Annotated in this window: 16 protein-coding genes; 7 read left to right on the forward strand and 9 right to left on the reverse strand. The window is 44.1% G+C overall.

The genetic code is table 11. From position 1 onward, the window contains the following. The first annotated feature begins 26 nt into the window (after positions 1–26). From fucP to AC04NP_RS00260, 6 genes are all read left to right on the forward strand, one after another. Positions 27–1,316 (forward strand): L-fucose:H+ symporter permease, encoded by a 1,290-nt coding sequence (gene fucP / locus AC04NP_RS00235; RefSeq protein WP_482857285.1) that lies wholly within the window; start codon positions 27–29, stop codon positions 1,314–1,316. A 14-nt stretch (positions 1,317–1,330) separates the two neighbouring features. After that, positions 1,331–1,672, forward strand: coding sequence for an L-rhamnose mutarotase (locus AC04NP_RS00240; RefSeq protein ID WP_482857286.1), 342 nt, complete (start codon positions 1,331–1,333; stop codon positions 1,670–1,672). A 181-nt stretch (positions 1,673–1,853) separates the two neighbouring features. Beyond that, positions 1,854–2,018 (forward strand): hypothetical protein, encoded by a 165-nt coding sequence (locus AC04NP_RS00245; RefSeq protein ID WP_482857287.1) that lies wholly within the window; start codon positions 1,854–1,856, stop codon positions 2,016–2,018. A gap of 79 nt (positions 2,019–2,097) precedes the next feature. Further along, on the forward strand, positions 2,098–3,651 hold the full coding sequence (locus AC04NP_RS00250) for a sulfatase family protein (protein WP_482857288.1): 1,554 nt from the start codon (positions 2,098–2,100) through the stop codon (positions 3,649–3,651). Between the two features lie 140 nt (positions 3,652–3,791). Further along, entirely contained in the window at positions 3,792–4,367 is a 576-nt protein-coding gene (locus AC04NP_RS00255) for a cation:proton antiporter domain-containing protein (RefSeq protein WP_482857289.1), read from the forward strand. A gap of 128 nt (positions 4,368–4,495) precedes the next feature. After that, positions 4,496–4,750 carry a glutaredoxin family protein gene (locus AC04NP_RS00260; RefSeq protein WP_482857290.1) on the forward strand — a complete coding sequence of 85 codons (255 nt, stop codon included), beginning with the start codon at positions 4,496–4,498 and terminating at the stop codon, positions 4,748–4,750. A 331-nt stretch (positions 4,751–5,081) separates the two neighbouring features. On the opposite strand, the gene AC04NP_RS00265 is transcribed toward AC04NP_RS00260, so the two are convergent. Beyond that, complete coding sequence (locus AC04NP_RS00265) at positions 5,082–6,314, reverse strand: Gfo/Idh/MocA family protein (protein WP_482857291.1); 1,233 nt, start codon at positions 6,312–6,314, stop codon at positions 5,082–5,084. A gap of 335 nt (positions 6,315–6,649) precedes the next feature. Next, positions 6,650–6,928, reverse strand: coding sequence for a hypothetical protein (locus tag AC04NP_RS00270; protein WP_482857292.1), 279 nt, complete (start codon positions 6,926–6,928; stop codon positions 6,650–6,652). Positions 6,929–7,355: 427 nt separating this feature from the next. On the opposite strand from AC04NP_RS00270, the gene AC04NP_RS00275 reads away from it, so the two are divergent. Beyond that, positions 7,356–7,736, forward strand: a complete 381-nt coding sequence (locus AC04NP_RS00275) for a hypothetical protein (RefSeq protein WP_482857293.1) — start codon at positions 7,356–7,358, stop codon at positions 7,734–7,736. A 548-nt stretch (positions 7,737–8,284) separates the two neighbouring features. Here AC04NP_RS00275 and AC04NP_RS00280 read toward each other — a convergent pair. The 7 genes from AC04NP_RS00280 to AC04NP_RS00310 form a co-directional block, all read right to left on the reverse strand. Continuing rightward, positions 8,285–9,409 carry an AEC family transporter gene (locus tag AC04NP_RS00280; protein WP_482857294.1) on the reverse strand — a complete coding sequence of 375 codons (1,125 nt, stop codon included), beginning with the start codon at positions 9,407–9,409 and terminating at the stop codon, positions 8,285–8,287. Between the two features lie 49 nt (positions 9,410–9,458). Beyond that, positions 9,459–10,652: a pyridoxal phosphate-dependent aminotransferase gene (locus AC04NP_RS00285; protein WP_482857295.1), complete on the reverse strand. Its 1,194-nt coding sequence runs from the start codon at positions 10,650–10,652 to the stop codon at positions 9,459–9,461. Positions 10,653–10,747: 95 nt separating this feature from the next. After that, positions 10,748–11,179 carry a hypothetical protein gene (locus tag AC04NP_RS00290; protein WP_482857296.1) on the reverse strand — a complete coding sequence of 144 codons (432 nt, stop codon included), beginning with the start codon at positions 11,177–11,179 and terminating at the stop codon, positions 10,748–10,750. 29 nt (positions 11,180–11,208) lie between these two features. Next, on the reverse strand, positions 11,209–12,699 hold the full coding sequence (locus AC04NP_RS00295) for a SusD/RagB family nutrient-binding outer membrane lipoprotein (protein WP_482857297.1): 1,491 nt from the start codon (positions 12,697–12,699) through the stop codon (positions 11,209–11,211). Between the two features lie 18 nt (positions 12,700–12,717). Next, on the reverse strand, positions 12,718–15,936 hold the full coding sequence (locus AC04NP_RS00300; RefSeq protein ID WP_482857298.1) for a SusC/RagA family TonB-linked outer membrane protein: 3,219 nt from the start codon (positions 15,934–15,936) through the stop codon (positions 12,718–12,720). 305 nt (positions 15,937–16,241) lie between these two features. Next, a complete protein-coding gene (locus tag AC04NP_RS00305; RefSeq protein ID WP_482857299.1) occupies positions 16,242–16,463 on the reverse strand; it encodes a hypothetical protein in 222 nt (73 codons plus the stop codon). Positions 16,464–16,527: 64 nt separating this feature from the next. Beyond that, the gene (locus tag AC04NP_RS00310; RefSeq protein WP_482857300.1) at positions 16,528–16,686 is read right to left on the reverse strand and encodes a hypothetical protein; all 159 of its coding nucleotides are present in this window, start codon (positions 16,684–16,686) and stop codon (positions 16,528–16,530) included. Between the last annotated feature and the right edge of the window lie 109 nt (positions 16,687–16,795).

The raw sequence follows: 16,795 nt of genomic DNA on the forward strand, positions 1-16,795 counted from the left end.
CGCACTGTCAAACTTAATATTTTTATATGAAAAAGATACCCGTAGTTTCCTCCCAGGTTGTAGTACCGTTTGTGCTGATTACCATTTGTTTTGCCCTTTGGGGTTTTGCCAATGATATTACCAATCCAATGGTAAAGGCATTTTCAAAGATATTTTTGATGAGTAATTTTCAGGGTTCACTGGTACAATTTGCTTTTTATGGGGGGTATTTCGCCATGGCCATTCCAGCCGCCATATTTATTAAGAAGTACTCTTACAAATCGGGAATATTGGTCGGCCTGGCACTTTATGCTTTAGGTGGGTTGCTGTTCATCCCGGCCAGTATGGTAGGTGAGTTTACACCTTTTCTGTTTGCCTATTTCATTTTAACCTGTGGACTTTCTTTTTTAGAAACCGGTGCCAACCCTTACATATTGTCGATGGGCGACGAAGAAACATCAACGCAGCGTCTGAATCTGGCCCAGGCTTTTAACCCTATCGGTTCCTTAACCGGTATGCTGGTGGCTGGTCAATTCATTCTGGCCAGGCTTGATCCACAGGATTATGAAGCCAGACAGACCCTGTCACCCGAGCAATTCGAAGCCGTAAAAATGGCTGACCTGGCAGTGATAAGAGCACCCTATGTGGGTATAGGCGTGGTCATTGCGGTATTGTTTCTTATTATTTTCCTGGTCAAGATGCCTAAAAACCAGGATGCCAATACAAAACTGGATGTCGGCGGCACTTTTAAACGCCTGCTGTCTTCGCTGAAATACCGGGAAGGTGTAGTGGCCCAGGCATTTTATGTAGGTGCACAGATCATGTGCTGGACATTCATTATCCATTATGGTACTGAAGTTTTTACCGCCAGGGGTATGACTGAAAAAGCCGCCGAAGGATTGTCGCTGAATTACAATATCGCCGCAATGGTGATTTTTGTCACAAGCAGATTTATTTGTACTTTTTTGTTAAGATTCATCAGACCTGGGGTACTCCTGATGAATTTTGCCATTGCCGGTATCATGCTCCTGATGGGGGTAATTTTCGTAGGTGGTCTGCCTGGGATTTATTGCCTGGTAGGGGTGTCGGCATGTATGTCACTCATGTTTCCCACTATCTATGGCATCGCACTCAAGGGACTCGGTGATGATGCAAAACTGGGAGCAGCCGGTTTGATAATGGCTATATTAGGAGGCTCGCTGATGCCGCCGTTGCAAGGTTATCTGATAGATGTCTGGACCGTACCCGCATCATTTGTCTTGCCGGTAATCTGCTTTATTGTCATTGCAACGTATGGATACCGCGTTTATAAAATTCATCATGCCCGTGTAACCTGAAAAATATTGTTACAATGAATACAAAAAGACATTGTTTGGCACTTGATCTGAAAAATGATCCGGACCTTATTGAAGCCTACAAAAAGTACCACGCCCCCGGAAATGTCTGGCCGGAGATAACTAAAAGTATTAAAGACGCCGGTATTGTGGATATGGAGATTTACCTTACGGAAAACAGACTGTTCATGATGATGGAAGTGGATGAGACTTTCGACCCTGAAAAGAAGGCGCGCATGGATGCCGCTAACCCCAAGGTGCAGGAATGGGAGGATCTAATGATGACATTTCAGCAGGCATTGCCCTGGGCCCCGGAAGGCCGGAAGTGGGTGACTATGGAAAGGATTTTTAAGTTATAATACATTAAGTGAATTTAGCGCAGGTGAACGGAATAGCACCATAGGTGTCTACCGGTTCAGGTTAAGCCGCTATCCTCCTGAAAGCGGCCTGGCCACGGATGCCTCTGGCCTACGGGTTGAAGCGAATGAATTTAAGAATGGATTTTCTCCGGGAAAGGTACTGAAAATTAAAAATGCGACTATGGAGATGGGTGACAGGGTATTTACCGGATCTGTTGATAGGGCAAGACCATTCGCTGTAATCGATGCTGAATTAACCACCGGGTCAATAAATATGAAAACCTGGTTTGAACGGGAAGGTGGCAGTAGAATCCCGGCTTATTATAGTTTGCTTGAAAAAATGTAGTAAGCCATAGATATTGAGTCATATTTTTTCCTTAATTTGGTTTCAAACCGTAAAAAAAATACATTGCAAAGTGAGCCCATTGATTTCAATCTTAACACGGTATTATACATCCACAAGCATGTGGTTTTTGATGGCCGTTTTTGTGGGTTGCTCCGGTCCCGGGAGTAACCGCGAAAACCATACGAACGCGAGTCGGCCAAATATCCTGTTCATTTTTACCGATGACCAAACCTACACGGCGGTACATGCCCTGGGTAACTCAGAAATTCAAACCCCAAACCTGGACAGACTGGTACAAGGCGGCACCACCTTCACACACGCTTATAACATGGGGGCATGGAACGGAGCAGTTTGTGTTGCCTCCCGTGCGATGCTCATATCAGGCCGTTCGGTATGGCGTGCCAATGAATTCAAGAAGCACTGGATCAACGGTGATTCGCTTGACCGCACCTGGGGACAACTCATGGCGCAAAAAGAATACGATACCTATATGACTGGCAAATGGCATGTGGATGCAGCAGCGGGGGCCGTGTTTCAAAAGGTAAGAAACATCAGGCCCGGGATGCCCGGAGATGCCTGGAATCGCCGTAACAGGGTCAAAAAAATTGAAAACATCACCGGCGCTAAGACCCCAAATATTATGCCTGTTGGTTATAACAGGCCTGTAGATGAGAACGATAGCTCCTGGTCTCCTTCGAATCCGCGCTTTGGCGGCTTTTGGGAAGGTGGAAAACATTGGAGTGAGGTATTGAAAGATGATGCCATTGATTTCATCAATCAGGCCAAAACCAGTGAAAATCCGTTTTTTATGTATCTGGCGTTTAACGCACCCCATGACCCCCGCCAATCACCTGAAGCGTTTATTAAAAAGTATCCGCTGGATAAAATTTCACTACCTGAAAGCTGGATGCCCGAATATCCATGGCAGCAAAGTATGGGTAACGGCCCGACTTTACGCGATGAGGCACTGGCTCCCTTTCCCCGCACTCCCTATGCAACTAAAAAACATATACAGGAGTACTACGCCATTATCACTCACCTGGATCAGCAAATCGGCCTCATACTCGATGCCCTGGAAGCCAGCGGAAAGATGGACAATACCTACATCTTTTTTACCGCCGATCATGGATTGGCCATGGGGCGCCATGGACTTTTGGGTAAACAGAACCTTTACGATCACAGCATACGTGTCCCACTCGTGATGACAGGCCCGGATATTCCCAAAGGTAAAAAGCTGGACGCCGATGTTTATCTGCAGGATATAATGGCCACCAGCCTCGAGTTGGCTGGTGTGAAAAAGCCGGGGTATGTTGAATTTAACAGTTTCCTGGGCCTGGCTAAAGGTTTGTCTGACAAAAGCCATTATAAAGCCATCTATGGAGGATATATTGATCTCCAACGCATGATCCGGAAAGATGGGTATAAACTGGTACTTTACCCACGTGCCAAAAAGCAGTTGTTGTTTGATTTGAACAATGACCCGGATGAAATGCAGAATCTTGCAGATAATCCCGATTACCGAAGTAAAGTAGAGGAATTGTTTAATTCCCTGATTGAGCTGCAAAAACAAATGAACGATACCCTGGACTTAAAGTCATATTATGCCTCAATCGGCCAGGCCGGCGATTATTGATAATCACCAACCCTTGCTGCCATACCACCATGAACTGACACAAGCGGACCCGGCCCATTCACCACTTAAGTTAAGAATGTGCCTGTATTTTCATTTTATAGACGAAAACCTCTGTGTCTCTTTGTGTCTTAGTGCCTTTGATGCTGTTAACTCCCATTCTGGCCGGTGAAGGGGGCAATCCTGCTTATAACCTTCTTATCCTGGCAGGCAAGCTGGTACTGATGGGCGCTCTGTCTTATGTGTTGGCCCGTTTTATCATACTACGGTTTTTAAATCAGGTCAAAAAAATCCAAAGCCAGGAAGTATTTTTAATCGCTACCATATTCATTGTTGCCGGGGTGGCACTACTTACGTCAAGTCTGGGCCTTTCACTGGCCCTGGGGGCATTCATAGCCGGGCTTATTATTGCAGAAACCGATTACAACAGGCTGGCCATTTCATGTTTTCTCCCATTCAGGTATGTATTTATGAGCTTCTTCTTCATCTCTATGGGCATGTTGCTGGATTACAGGGTTTTTATCACGGATTTTCACTGGATTCTATTCTGGTTCTTTTTCACCATGCTAGTGAAGGCTTCGGCCGGGATCATTGCCGCCAGGACACTCAAGTTATCGTGGAAAACTTCCCTGGCAACCGGATTTTCAATAGCACAGATTGGGGAGTTTTCATTTGTTTTGGCACAAAGTGGTATGAAGTACCAGTTGATAAGCGATTAGAATTATCAAATCTTTTTGGCGGTTTCTATTCTTTTGATGAGCGTTACCCCTTTTATAGTCATCAATGCGGAAAAGATACAGCCACTTTTTATGAACCTGCGTTTAAAAAGAAAAAAGAAGATAGCCTGATGGATAAACCCGTAATCAAACTGTATGGCACCGGCTGGTGCCCAAAATCTGCAAATTTAAGGAATTACCTGCAATCCAAGTGGATTGATTTTGAAGATTACAATGTCGAAACCGGTGAAAAAGCCGCCGGGGAGGTAAAGAAGCTTTACGACGGACAACTTAAATTTCCAACCCTGATATTAGGCGCCGACCGCCTAAAGAACCCCTCGATCCCCGAATTAAATGCCTTGCTGAAGAAATATAATCTCCTTTGAGATAATACCTTACCCACCTTTTTATGCTGTCCTTTGGAACCTGTGTTATTATCTGGTCAATACCACCATTCGCGTTTTGTTTCTCCATGAACGATATGTGTTTTGATAGAACGGTTTGGCGCCGATTTTTTGTTTTTCTATGAACGATATGTGTTTTGATGGCATGATTTGCTACCCATGTTTTGCCCCTCTGGGGCATAGGGGGTTATACCAGGGCTGGTCTTCACCTTAAATTACTCCTTGCGCCCATTGTGTTCATGCAAATCGATAAGTTCCTGCAAGGGCACCTTCCCCAAGGATAACCGCTTACACTTCACACCCACACCCAATCTTACACTCCCCTGTCTTTCCAGTAGATTACCTGGCCGCTATCCATGGCTTCGATGCCCATGTGTACGGCTATGGCTGCGTTTTTGCCGGTTTCTTCGTTTGAAAAAGGTTTTTTATTTTCTTTTACGTATTTCTCAAAATCATTGAGGGCGTGGGCGGTAGGGGCCAGGCCTCCGTCGTCAAAATATATGGGAACCGGTTTTCCCTGTGTCCAGTTTTTGATTGTGGCCCCGGAAACCCCGTCGACAATGCCCTTTTCTGTTCCTTTATTATTTTTCATGGCCACGGCTTCGGCATAAAGCCAGGCCTCATCGCGACCAATCACTATGGTTCCCTGATCTCCCATGATAGTGATCTTATAGCCGTCAAAAGCGTTACTAAGTACTGAAGTAAAATTGGCCTTGATGCCATCGGGATATTCGTAAATCAGGTTAACATTATCATAAGTTTCCCTTCCATCCTGCCAGTAGTCGACCCCTCCGAATCCGGTAACTTTGACAGGTACACTATCTGTCATCCAGTTTACAATATCGATTTGATGCGAACATAGTTCTGCGGTCAGCCCTTTTGAAAACTCCCTGTACATTCTCCAGTTGATAGTTTTTTCATTTTTAGGATTGTCAACCGGTCTTCTCCAGTCATTGTTGCGGTGATATTGGCATCTGAAATATTTGACCTTGCCAAGACGACCATTGGTCAAAAGTTCTCTCACTTTATGATACATGGGCGTACTACGGTACTGGTGCCCGACCTGAAAAATGCCCTTGTAATCTTTTATCTTGTTCCTGATGGCTTTTGTTTGTTCATAATCGTAAGCCATGGTTTTTTCACAAAATATATGTTTTCCATTTTCGGCAGCAGCCATGACCATTTCATGGTGCAGTGACAAGGGACTCGAGATAATAACGGCGTCTACGGATTTATTGTTCAACAGTTTTTTGTAGTTACTGTAGCCCTTGGCATCTTTGTCTGCGAGGCTCAAACACTTTTCAAGCCTGTCCGGTAAAATGTCACAACAAGCGATTAACTTGTAACCCGGCATGTTTTGCAATACCGAAGCAAGTCCTGTACCGCGTTGACCGGTACCTATTATGCCGATATTGATGGTATCATTGGCACTTACTTTTTTTGCAAAAGCGAGACTAGCAAGAGAACCTGATGCACTTGCTGTCACAATCATTCCGCTTTGCTTTAAGAACTGTCTTCTTCCTGGTTTTTTGTTGAAATTTTTCATGTGTTACATATTAAGGCCTTCGGAGCATGCCGCAAAACTGTTCAATCACAGCAGACATTTACATCAGGATCTATCATATTGCAGTTGTGATACAATTCATTTCGTCCCGGGAAATAATCAATAACTTTTCCTTCTAAATTAGTCAATGAAATTCAATATTTCAAGATACAGGGCCAACTAACCAGGGTACCACCCTATTGCTAAATGACTGGACCTGTGTTGTTTTTGGGGATACTCCCATCACACCAACAGAAAAACATTTCAACCGGTTTTTAACTTTAACTTAGCCAAAGAAGATGTGAAAAGGTGGTTCGGAACGTATTGCTAAACACAAATCAGTTCCGGGAAATACGTTGCCGGAGAACCCTGACATATCTCCTGCGTTTAGGCGCAAGATATTTGTGTACAGCGCCTTTTAAAATAAACTTGCATTCGAAAGGGTAAATGTTTACTTTGACAGAAAAACCTTTCTCCACTTGCCGTATTTTGGTATATCTGATTCCGTTTGCCCTGGCAAATTTGCTGATATCAATGCCAAGCCTTGATATTTGACTTGCGGTCAAAGACAAATTCATTTCCTCTATCAACTGAAGTAGGGTGAAATTTGAATACATATTTTTTTGAGTTTAAAAGTTGTTTGTCATTGAAGGAAAAAATCAAAGCCTTCATTTTTTGCCATAAAAACAATTGAATCGCAACGGGGGATAGTTGCTTTGAATAGATGTAGGTAATTTTTTGCTTGACTTAAAGCCATTATTGCCAATGGATGAATTGCCCGGTTAAAGTGAACCTAAATCACTCGATAGTTATTCCACAGGTGATTAAATTCTTAAAAACCTAGCTAATTCCGGATTTTTCATAGTTCTTTGTTTTCCTCATTTAGTTATTAATTTAGACATAAACCCGGTGACCTGATTTAATTCAGTTAAGTTTTGTTAAGCAAATATTGCTTAAAAATTTCTCATATACTAGTAAATATTACAAAATATTTACAATTATAACAGTAAAATTTTGCAAAAATATGTGTTTTATTTTGCAAGTATGAGTTCAAAAACTGAAATTGTCAGGCAAAGAATAGAAGAAAGCAAGATTCCCTATGTAAGGGTTGCAGAAAAAATCGGTGTACCGGTTCGTACGCTTTACTGGAAGTTTGACCACGATAAACTGAATTGGGATATTATCCTTAAGATTGGCAAAGCGATTTTTCACGACTTCAGAAAGGATTTTCCGGAACTAAAGAAGCTGATGCAGGAACCTGTTGGCCCATACAACAGCCAAAAAACCAAAGAAGAATATGCGATGGAAATGGATGAACTAAAAGACGAGTTGCTGAAAGCCTACCGGATGATCAACGACTTAAGGGCCGAAAACAAAAGACTGTCCGACCGGCTTTTGCCCGGATCTACCAACAATGGAGAGTAAGCTTTCTCCGGAGTGCTTCAAAATGGTAAAACTTAAATCATGGGTAAGACAATAAAAGTGGCCTTGCCATAGCTCAAAACCTTGATCATCTTGCCTTTGTGCCTCTCATCATATCATTAAAGTGCTGTTATTTTCCGGGGATGGGAGCAACGCTGTTGGGAAACTACTATATAATTAATTCATAAATTATTGAATATCGAATATTTATGAATTAATTATTTTTATTAGATGTTTGGTCAATTGTCTGATCTTGGTGAACTTTGTGGTTCACCATTGTTCACCACGGAGGCGCAAAGACACCAAGAGACACGAAGGGTTTTGTCGAAAATGTTGTGCAACAGCCTTAGACACTTGCGTTATCAGGGCTTGTTTTTTAAGATGTTTTGGGCGTCATAGTAATTGGAAAAGCAGATTACTTACATAGCTGATATTGCTGTTGTCGTAGTCAGAGAGTAGTCATAGTATGACTCAAAGTCATACTATGACTGGTAACAATTTATATTCAAACATAGTACCCGGGTTTCAGTACCCGGAAAATTGTATGTTATTTAAGCAGAGACTTTTTCCTGGTCTGAAATTGAACCCACTCTTTGTTTTGAAAATTGCCTGATCAATAAAGGGGCGGCGGCAAGCAGGAAAAAACCGGAGCCTGTTAACACTAAATTCGATGGCGTGGCGAAGAAACCTCCCATGGAAAATATCATGAGAATCAGAATAGATGAAAAGGGAAGGGAACAGGCCAACACAGCCAAAGAAAGCTCAAGGTCAAATGTCTTTTTACTATCCTGGGTGGCATTTCTCTCTTCCAGGTTGTTGACCGCCGACATATGAGCGAATGGCCAGAAACTCGTGGCACTTTGTGGAAACACAACAATCAAAAGAATCATTGCCGGTGATTTAACCGCCAGCAATGACAACAAGATAGCACTTAGAAAAAAAGCTGCTCCTGCCCGCCAGGCCAGGAGTGAGCATATAAGCCGGAAGTCCTGCCATTTGATTTTCACCGCCAGGCCAATAAAAATCAATACCAGGGGCGTCATGATAGCGCTTACTTTCAGGATAGAATCCTGGAAAAAACCAGGTAGGGATTGCATATTCATATTAAAACTCAGCAGCAGCAGTGCTGTGATGATGACCATGTTCACCGGCTCTTTTACCAGGGAAAGTAACAGGCCCCTTATCTTACTGCCCCGGTTTACTCCCGGCTGGCTGCTCTGGCGTCGATAGTACCACCTCATCGCCCAAAGATATAACACGATTAACACAAATACCTTGTTACCCACATCAGCCAGTGCAGCCCATGCCAGGGGCTCATCTCCCAGGTAGGTGATGATGAAAGGAAAACAAGAGAGACCCGGAGCCAGGGAAGGAAGTAACATCATGAGCGTTCTCAAACCGGGAGAGTCTCTTTTAACACCGAAAACCGGCAGAATATAACGCGAGGCCGCGAGCATTATGAGGTTGAATCCTAACGCCAGCACAGGTAAAAACAGTAAGGCGGGCTCAACATCTATTTTAAGTAAAGCAACAAAGATCATAGCAGGCAGTGCTACACTCAGGATCAGTGTTTTGATTCCATCAATTTTTTCCCGGGCATTGATTTTCCGCCTCAATGTGAAACCTAATAAAATTAATAATAACAACGCCAGTGTCTTTTGTAAAGCTAATCCCATAGAAAAAGGATATTTAAATTATGTTTTTAATGCTTAATGATTGAAACTGTTACCCTACGATAGCTTCAAAAGCCCGGGCAAATATTTTCATTTCTTTCATGGTACCCATACTGACCCGGCACCAAGTTTTATCCCAGAACTGAAAGACCCTCACAGCCACTTTTTTTTCATATATTTTTTCCAGGAATTTGTCGCCTTCCATAGGGATGGGAAAGATAATGAAATTGGTTTCTGCCGGCATGTAATCGTACCCTTTGCTTTCCAGCAGCTCGAAAGTATACGATCTGGCCTCCCTGATCATGGCTTTACATTTATCCTGAAATTCAACATCATCCAGACTAGCCGAAGCTGCATGAATGGAAGGCCCCGTAATACCCATGCCACCTCTCGTAATAGCCTTAATCTTCTCCAGTATCTCTTCTTTGGCCACAATGTATCCGATTCTTAAACCAGCCATGCCATGGATTTTGGAGAAAGTCCTTGAGACAATAACATTTTTACCCTTTGCTACCAGCGGTGCCATGCTGCTTTTTAGTCCTCCTTCGGCTAACTCCATGTAGGCCTCATCAATGAAAACAGGCACCTTTTCGGATACGCGTGAACAGAAATCATACAAGGCTTTACGGTCTGTAATGGTGCCGGTGGGGTTATTGGGATTGGTGATGTACACCAGTTTGGTATTAGTATCTATAGCGGCTTCCATTTTCAGGAGATCGTGCTGGTAGTTGTCAGTAAGCCTGACTGCCTTCCAGTCAGCCCCGATGGATTTGGATACATTGACGAGTGACATATAGGAAGGGTCACCGGAAACTATGTTGCCGCCTTTCATATACAGCACCATCGCCGTTTTTTCCAGCAAGTCTGAAGAACCCGGTCCCATCATGATATTTTCCGGCTTAACTCCTTCTTTATCAGAGATTTTATCTATCAGCTCATACAAATGATTCCAGGAATAATGATTGCCTTTAAAAGTCGCTTTTTGAAAAGCCTCGATCGCTTTGGGGGATGGGCCATAGGGGTTTTCATTCCAGCACAGCCGTGCTTTCAACGTATCGGGGTCGGGGAACTTCGGGGGCTGGTACTCACCAAGAAAGGGGCTCAGTTCTAGTAATTTACCTTCACTGGCGGTACCCCGGGCAGCCCGGGAGGTTGCTTCGGCAGGCAATGCGGCACCGACAGCCAGGGCTCCGGTACTTAAAACACTGGTTTTCAACCAGCTTCTTCTGTTTATTTTAGATAACATGGCAACTAAGATTTTAAGTGGTCGTTTTGTTTTTCATTTTTTTAAAAGGTGGAAAAATGACTAACACTTTTCCGTTTTCACAATCAGCCGGGCCATCATTCCAGCCCGACATTATGGAAAATTCGAAATGATGTTTCGCTGTATTCGCCTACCCATTCGAGCCTGACAACGGAACCTGCCCCACCGATATCATCCCACGATTTTTCAAATTGGATTTGCCCTTCCGCATCGGTTACAAAATCCCCGATTTTCGTCGAGCCATTAATAAACACACGAATGTCGAGCCCTGAAATCGCCATTGAGTCAATGCCGATATTATGGTCGAGTATGCCGCTTTTATCCAGTTCATAAAATGTAGCGGTAACAGCTACAGATTCGGTGGCTTTAAAGTTTTGTCCTTCAAATGTGGCCAGTACAGGTGAAGCTAAAATATCGAATTCGGTATCTTCGGTTTCTTCACAGGCCGGGAGATAAGTAAGGAGCAGCAGCCATAAGCATGTTTTAGCCAGGGTCAATATGTATTTCATGATTTTTTCAGTTTAAAATGGTTTTACAATTACTCTGCCCACCATAGTTCGGTAGTTTTATTATCAGCCCCACCGTTAATGGACACGCCCGCCAGTACGTTGGTACCGTTCAGCGAATATTCCGAATTCGGGTATTCAAGCCTTGCAGGCACCTGACCACCATTTTCAAAAATGGTGTTTGGACCCGGAGGGGTTAGTACCGGAAACCCGGTTCTTCTGAACTCTGTCCATGCTTCCACTCCCTGGGCAAAAAGGGCTTTCCATTTTTCAAGCATGATCGTAGGCTTGTCAGCATTTAAAGCGTCGATGTAGCCATCCGGGCTGGTGAGACCGTATTGGTCAAATGAAGCCGTGACAGCCAGATCCAAATATTCCTTCGCAGAAAGCCCACCGGTGTAATCACCGTCCAGCACGGCTTCAGCCAGGATAAACAACAACTCACTGTAGCTCATAATAACAACAGGCGCGGTTTCTTGTAGAAAAAAGTTACCCGGCCGGGAAGCACCGTTGATGAAGACACTTGCATCAGCTTCAGGCAATCCATTAATGGCTCCGGTATACAACCCTGCCATTTCACCTCCGGTGGCGGGGTTGGCGTATACGGTAATACGCGGATCAATAGGGTGGCCGGCACCGTCTGTCATAGCAAAGATCAATGTTTGGCTAATGGACCAGTCCTCCCTGCCGCTAAAGACCATAATTTCATGCCATGGATTATTGCTGGGCCTTGCCTCATGAACCAGGGCTGCATGTTCATCATTGCTCTCAAAAATGGGATAGGCGGTGGTATTACCTAAAATCTCTGAAAAAATCGCCGCCGACTCAGCCGGTTTTTTAGCTGCCTGGCGATTTGCCAGCCTCAACCTGAGGGAATTGGCAAGTTTTTTCCATTTTAAGATATCCCCCTGGTAAAGAACATCGCCGCTTATGTCTGGTCCATTGGGATCCAGCAAATCAGATGCGGTCTTCAAAGAAGCCAGCAAACCGGTATAAATTAATTCCTGGCTGTCATAGACCGGCGTAATAATCTTAGTATCCAGGGCTTCAGTATAGGGTACTGCCCCCCAGGTATCGGTAACAACAGAAAATATCCATGCCTTGATGATCATGCCGATGGCCACGTAGTTTTGGTTTTCATTCAAGCCGCCTTCTTCACCAGCTATGTCAATGATTTGCTGGGCGTTGATCAGGGACTCGTTGAAAAAACCCTTCCAATTCGCATTCATCAGATCGGCCACGGTAAAGTAGGTATCGCCTTCGTTCGTGTATTGGTTTCTGGCAAAATATTGCACCCATAACATACCTCCGTCTAATCCCAGCCTCTGCAAGCGGGTGGTATGTCCGTGCACCCGTTTTACACTTTCGCGCAAAACATTAGGCAGCAATACGGAAGGGTTGACAACTTCGGGGTCATTCGGGTTGGTATTTATCGCTTCAAAATCATCGGTACATCCGCTAAAGCAGCATGTAATGATTACCAACACACACGCAATTACATATTTATAATTCAGAAATTTCATGGTCTTTTCAGTTAACGGTCAAAAGGTTAGGTTTACATTAAAGCCAAGGCTCCGGGTGCTTGGAATGCCGCGATAAAGCAAACCGCCCTGCAAGTTTCCGCCCCTTACGTTTACCTCGGGATCCATTTGCGGATGGTTTTTCCATAACATGGCAACATTAATACCTACAAATGATACATGGGCAGATTTGATAAATCCATTAGCAAAATTTGAGAGCAGTGAAGCAGGCAGGGCGTATGAGACCCTGAGCTCACGCAGTTTGATGTAGCTGGCATCATAGATGGCACTTTCATTGACTGACCTTACACTGAGGTAACGTGTTACTGATTTTGTAGGAAGCACCACGTCGTTGGGCACGTAATTAGGGCTTTCTTCAGTACCGATATTTTTTACGCCCTGGCCAATCACCCCTTCCTCGCGTCCGATAGCTGTAATAGGGTAGATACCGGTCTGCATGCCTGTACTGGTACTTTCATCGGCAATATCGCCACCCATTTTCATGTCCACCAACGCACTTAAAGTGATGCCTTTGAAGGAAAATGAATTTTGTATGCCGCCAATCCAGTCCGGGGCCACATTGCCAATAATCTGCAGTTCATCAGCCAATTCGGGAACACCATCTTTGAAAATAAGCTGACCATCGGGGGCACGTTTGTAGGCAGTTCCGAAAAAGGTGCCGTAAGGCTGCCCCCTTCTCGCTTCAAGGCTCAGCCCCCGGCGGCTTTGCAATACGATGGTCTCCAGGCCGTCAACCAATTCAACGACCTCGTTGCGGTTTCTGGCGAAGTTAACCGTGACATCCCAGGTAAAACTGTTTGATAATTCCACCGGCCGGGCGGTGAGCAGCATCTCGATACCTTTGTTGACAATCTTGCCGGCATTGATGATTTTTTCATTGAAGCCGGTTGCCTTCGATATTTCAACAGGGATAATCTGGTCGGTAGTGGTTTGGTCATAATAGGTCACATCTAAACCGATTTTACCACCGAGCAACCTGATATCTGCCCCTAACTCAATGCCTGTTGTGGTTTCATTTCTGAGATTTGCATTGGCAATAATGTCGTCAATGCCGAAAGCAGGGACATCACCGTTCCATGGATCCTGAGCCTTAAATACCTGTGCCAACTGAAAAGGTGTTGCCGCATTGCCAACCTGGGCCCAGCTTGCACGTAATTTCATAAAACTCAATACGGGACTCCGGATATCCAGTGCATCGGTCAGCACGGTGCTGAGTGAAAATGAAGGATAAAAGTAAGAGTTGTTATCTGAAGGTAACGTGCTGGCCCAATCATTCCTGCCGGTCACATCGAGAAAGACAAAATCTTTGTATCCAATCCTCACTGAGCCAAAAAGGCTGTTAAACTCACTTTCTTCAAGGTAACTGCGGTCGGTATTAGGAATGGCATTGTTAGATGTGTTGTAAATGCCGTTGATGGTTACTTCATTAACCTGGGTAAAGTTTTGTTTGAAGTAATTGGTCCGGTGTACGCCTCCCAGTTGGGCAGACAGGTCAAAGTTACCGAATGAATTCCCGAGGGTCAGGATAAAATCCGTATTGGTTTCCTGTTTCCTTAGCACTTCTTCAGAAAAGGCTTCATTTCTGGATACAAAATTTTTGGTGCGTGCATCCTGGAAAATGTCCAGGCGGGTGTCTGTCCACAGATCAGTGCCCGTTCTGATCATCAGACTGATATGGCTGTTGAATTCATAGGTGAGGGCGATGTTACCCAAAAACCGGTCTTTGTCCTGCGAGTTGGTAAGAAAATCCTGTTCGTGAAACCTGTTTCTTGCGAAAGTATGCTGCCAGTTGGCGTAACCAAACTGGTCGCCGTCCCTGGTGATGTGTACATCTGCATAATCCTTCCAGTTTTTCAGTAATCCCCAGTCATCGTGCCTGTGATGCCAGGTATATACATCCCACAAAATGGGTGACTGGCGGTTGTCCGATCCGGATTTGATGTAGGAGCTACTCGCTTTTACATTGAGTTTATCCGTAAAGTTATAGTTCAGGTTTAAGTTGAAATTATCGCGTCTAAAATCGTTGTTATAATAGATTCCTTGCTGATCCAGCCTGCCGATCGATACCCTGAAACTTCCTTTTTCATTAGAAGAAGAGATAGCAATATTATTGGTCATTGACTGGCCGGTTTCCCAGTAATTACTCCACATATCCTCAACGGGTACAAGAGGAACGGTTTGGTTTCCTGACCACCAGGTTCTGACTAATCTTCCGTCCATGGGCGCACCCCAGCTTTCGTCTACGCCTGCCGTTCCCTGGGGCTTGCCCTGGAAATTGGGGTATGCGGTATAAAAATCATCCAGCCCGTCAGGCTGCACGTTACTATTCCTGCCGTCGGCGTACCAGGTCACGTAACCGTTACCTCCTCCGTAAATATTTTGAAATTCAGGTTTTATAAATGGCTTTTCAAAAGTATAGTTACTGTTGACTTCCACCCTGATACCCTCTGAACCGGATCCGTCCTTTGTTGTAATTAAGATCACGCCGTTGGCCGCACGTGAACCATATAAGGCGGCTGCACTAGGCCCTTTGAGGACGGTTATAGATTTGATATTATCAGGGCTGATTTCAGAAATTCCGCCCCCGTATGTGTTATTATCACCCGCGTTAAAATCACTGCCATCAAAATCTATTGAACTGAAAGGGTCCAGTGAATTTTCCATAGGAACACCATCTATCACGTAGAGCGGTTGGTTGGAATTTGAAATGGAAGTCATGCCACGGATCGTTACATTCGAGCCTCCACCCACACCGGCCCCGGGAGAGATTTGAATGCCGGCAATTTTTCCGGACAAGCTGTTGACCACGTTGGCCTGGCGTGCCTCGGCTAATTCCTTGTTGTCCAAATCCTGCACGGAATAGCCTAATGCCTTTTTTGACCTTTTAATACCGAATGCTGTGACCACAATCTCTGACAATTGTCTTGTATCGGGAAGCATCCCCAGGTTAATCACCGCTTGTTCGCCCACCACTATTTCCTGCATCGCAAAGCCGATAGAGGTGTAAATCAATGTCGCGCCTTCGGGAACCACAATGGAGTATCGACCATTGATATCTGTGACTGTTCCCGAAGATGTACCTTTGATCAGGATATTTACCCCGGGCAATTCCACACCATCCTCCTCTGAAATTACCTTACCGGTCACTGTTCGCTCCTGCGCCAAACCGTCGGTAATAACCCAAATAAGCATGGTCAAAGTGAGTAATCGTTTTATCATAGCTTCTTGTTTTAGGGTTTTGAAATCGTTTCAATGTTAAAAAATTTTTATTTTGAAAACAAAATATAATTTTGAGAAAATATATTAAAAATGATTAAAATTTGGATTTTAATTAAAAAATAAAAACTATATTCTAATAAATTAGGAAAATGAAAAATTCAAGAAAATTTTTTCAAAATAATTGTAAAATTTTGAATGCAATTTTTTCCGGTTTTACCCCGTAGTTAGTGGGGTATTGCCTGTGCCCGTAGTCCGGTAGATGCCACACCCAGCCCTTCCCTCTTACCCTGCACCAAATTCACCGGTTACACAAAAAGCATGATGACGGTTGATAGCAGCCCGTATAAAATAGCAAAAACGAAACACTGATCGACCGATTCATCATTGAACCGGTAATGTCGTGCAGCTTTTACGCGACTGGTAAGGTATTGGAAAAACATGAAATTTTGACTGCCGCCAAAACTGCCGATTTCGAAAAGCTTTGTCCGGAGGACGTGGTAGAGGTATTTTTGTGATCCGACACTCATGATGATCTTTATTTGGCGTATGAAATCTCTCCATTGAATTATGAGTTGCCTATGATCATCCCTACTATCGATGGAAAATTTCCGGGTTGGCGGCCCTGGCAGGAAACCAACTAGTTGCTTCAAAAATCCAAAGACACCAGGAGACACCGAGAATTTTGTCCAAAACGTTCTGCAACAGCCATGTCTTACCGGTGCTTATACCTTTGTGGGTTATTACTTGCATTGCTTACATGTTTTAGCTACCTTTTGTTATTTATTGCGGCATGCGGAATTCAGATTTAACATACTCTTAATCCTTTTCCTCTTTTATAGTCATGTATATTCCCTAAATT

The sequence above is a fragment of the Agaribacillus sp. DX54 genome, assembly GCF_056858335.1.

Bases quoted from the DNA above. Each gene is read 5' to 3' on its own strand.
- AC04NP_RS00255 (WP_482857289.1), top strand. From the start codon at position 3,792: ATGCTGTTAACTCCCATTCTGGCCGGTGAAGGGGGCAATCCTGCTTAT.
- AC04NP_RS00300 (WP_482857298.1), bottom strand. From the start codon at position 15,936: ATGATAAAACGATTACTCACTTTGACCATGCTTATTTGGGTTATTACC.
- AC04NP_RS00240 (WP_482857286.1), top strand. From the start codon at position 1,331: ATGAATACAAAAAGACATTGTTTGGCACTTGATCTGAAAAATGATCCG.
- AC04NP_RS00310 (WP_482857300.1), bottom strand. From the start codon at position 16,686: ATGCAAGTAATAACCCACAAAGGTATAAGCACCGGTAAGACATGGCTG.
- AC04NP_RS00260 (WP_482857290.1), top strand. From the start codon at position 4,496: ATGGATAAACCCGTAATCAAACTGTATGGCACCGGCTGGTGCCCAAAA.
- AC04NP_RS00280 (WP_482857294.1), bottom strand. From the start codon at position 9,409: ATGGGATTAGCTTTACAAAAGACACTGGCGTTGTTATTATTAATTTTA.
- AC04NP_RS00245 (WP_482857287.1), top strand. From the start codon at position 1,854: ATGGAGATGGGTGACAGGGTATTTACCGGATCTGTTGATAGGGCAAGA.
- fucP (WP_482857285.1), top strand. From the start codon at position 27: ATGAAAAAGATACCCGTAGTTTCCTCCCAGGTTGTAGTACCGTTTGTG.
- AC04NP_RS00290 (WP_482857296.1), bottom strand. From the start codon at position 11,179: ATGAAATACATATTGACCCTGGCTAAAACATGCTTATGGCTGCTGCTC.
- AC04NP_RS00305 (WP_482857299.1), bottom strand. From the start codon at position 16,463: ATGAGTGTCGGATCACAAAAATACCTCTACCACGTCCTCCGGACAAAG.
- AC04NP_RS00295 (WP_482857297.1), bottom strand. From the start codon at position 12,699: ATGAAATTTCTGAATTATAAATATGTAATTGCGTGTGTGTTGGTAATC.
- AC04NP_RS00275 (WP_482857293.1), top strand. From the start codon at position 7,356: ATGAGTTCAAAAACTGAAATTGTCAGGCAAAGAATAGAAGAAAGCAAG.
- AC04NP_RS00285 (WP_482857295.1), bottom strand. From the start codon at position 10,652: ATGTTATCTAAAATAAACAGAAGAAGCTGGTTGAAAACCAGTGTTTTA.
- AC04NP_RS00265 (WP_482857291.1), bottom strand. From the start codon at position 6,314: ATGAAAAATTTCAACAAAAAACCAGGAAGAAGACAGTTCTTAAAGCAA.
- AC04NP_RS00270 (WP_482857292.1), bottom strand. From the start codon at position 6,928: ATGTATTCAAATTTCACCCTACTTCAGTTGATAGAGGAAATGAATTTG.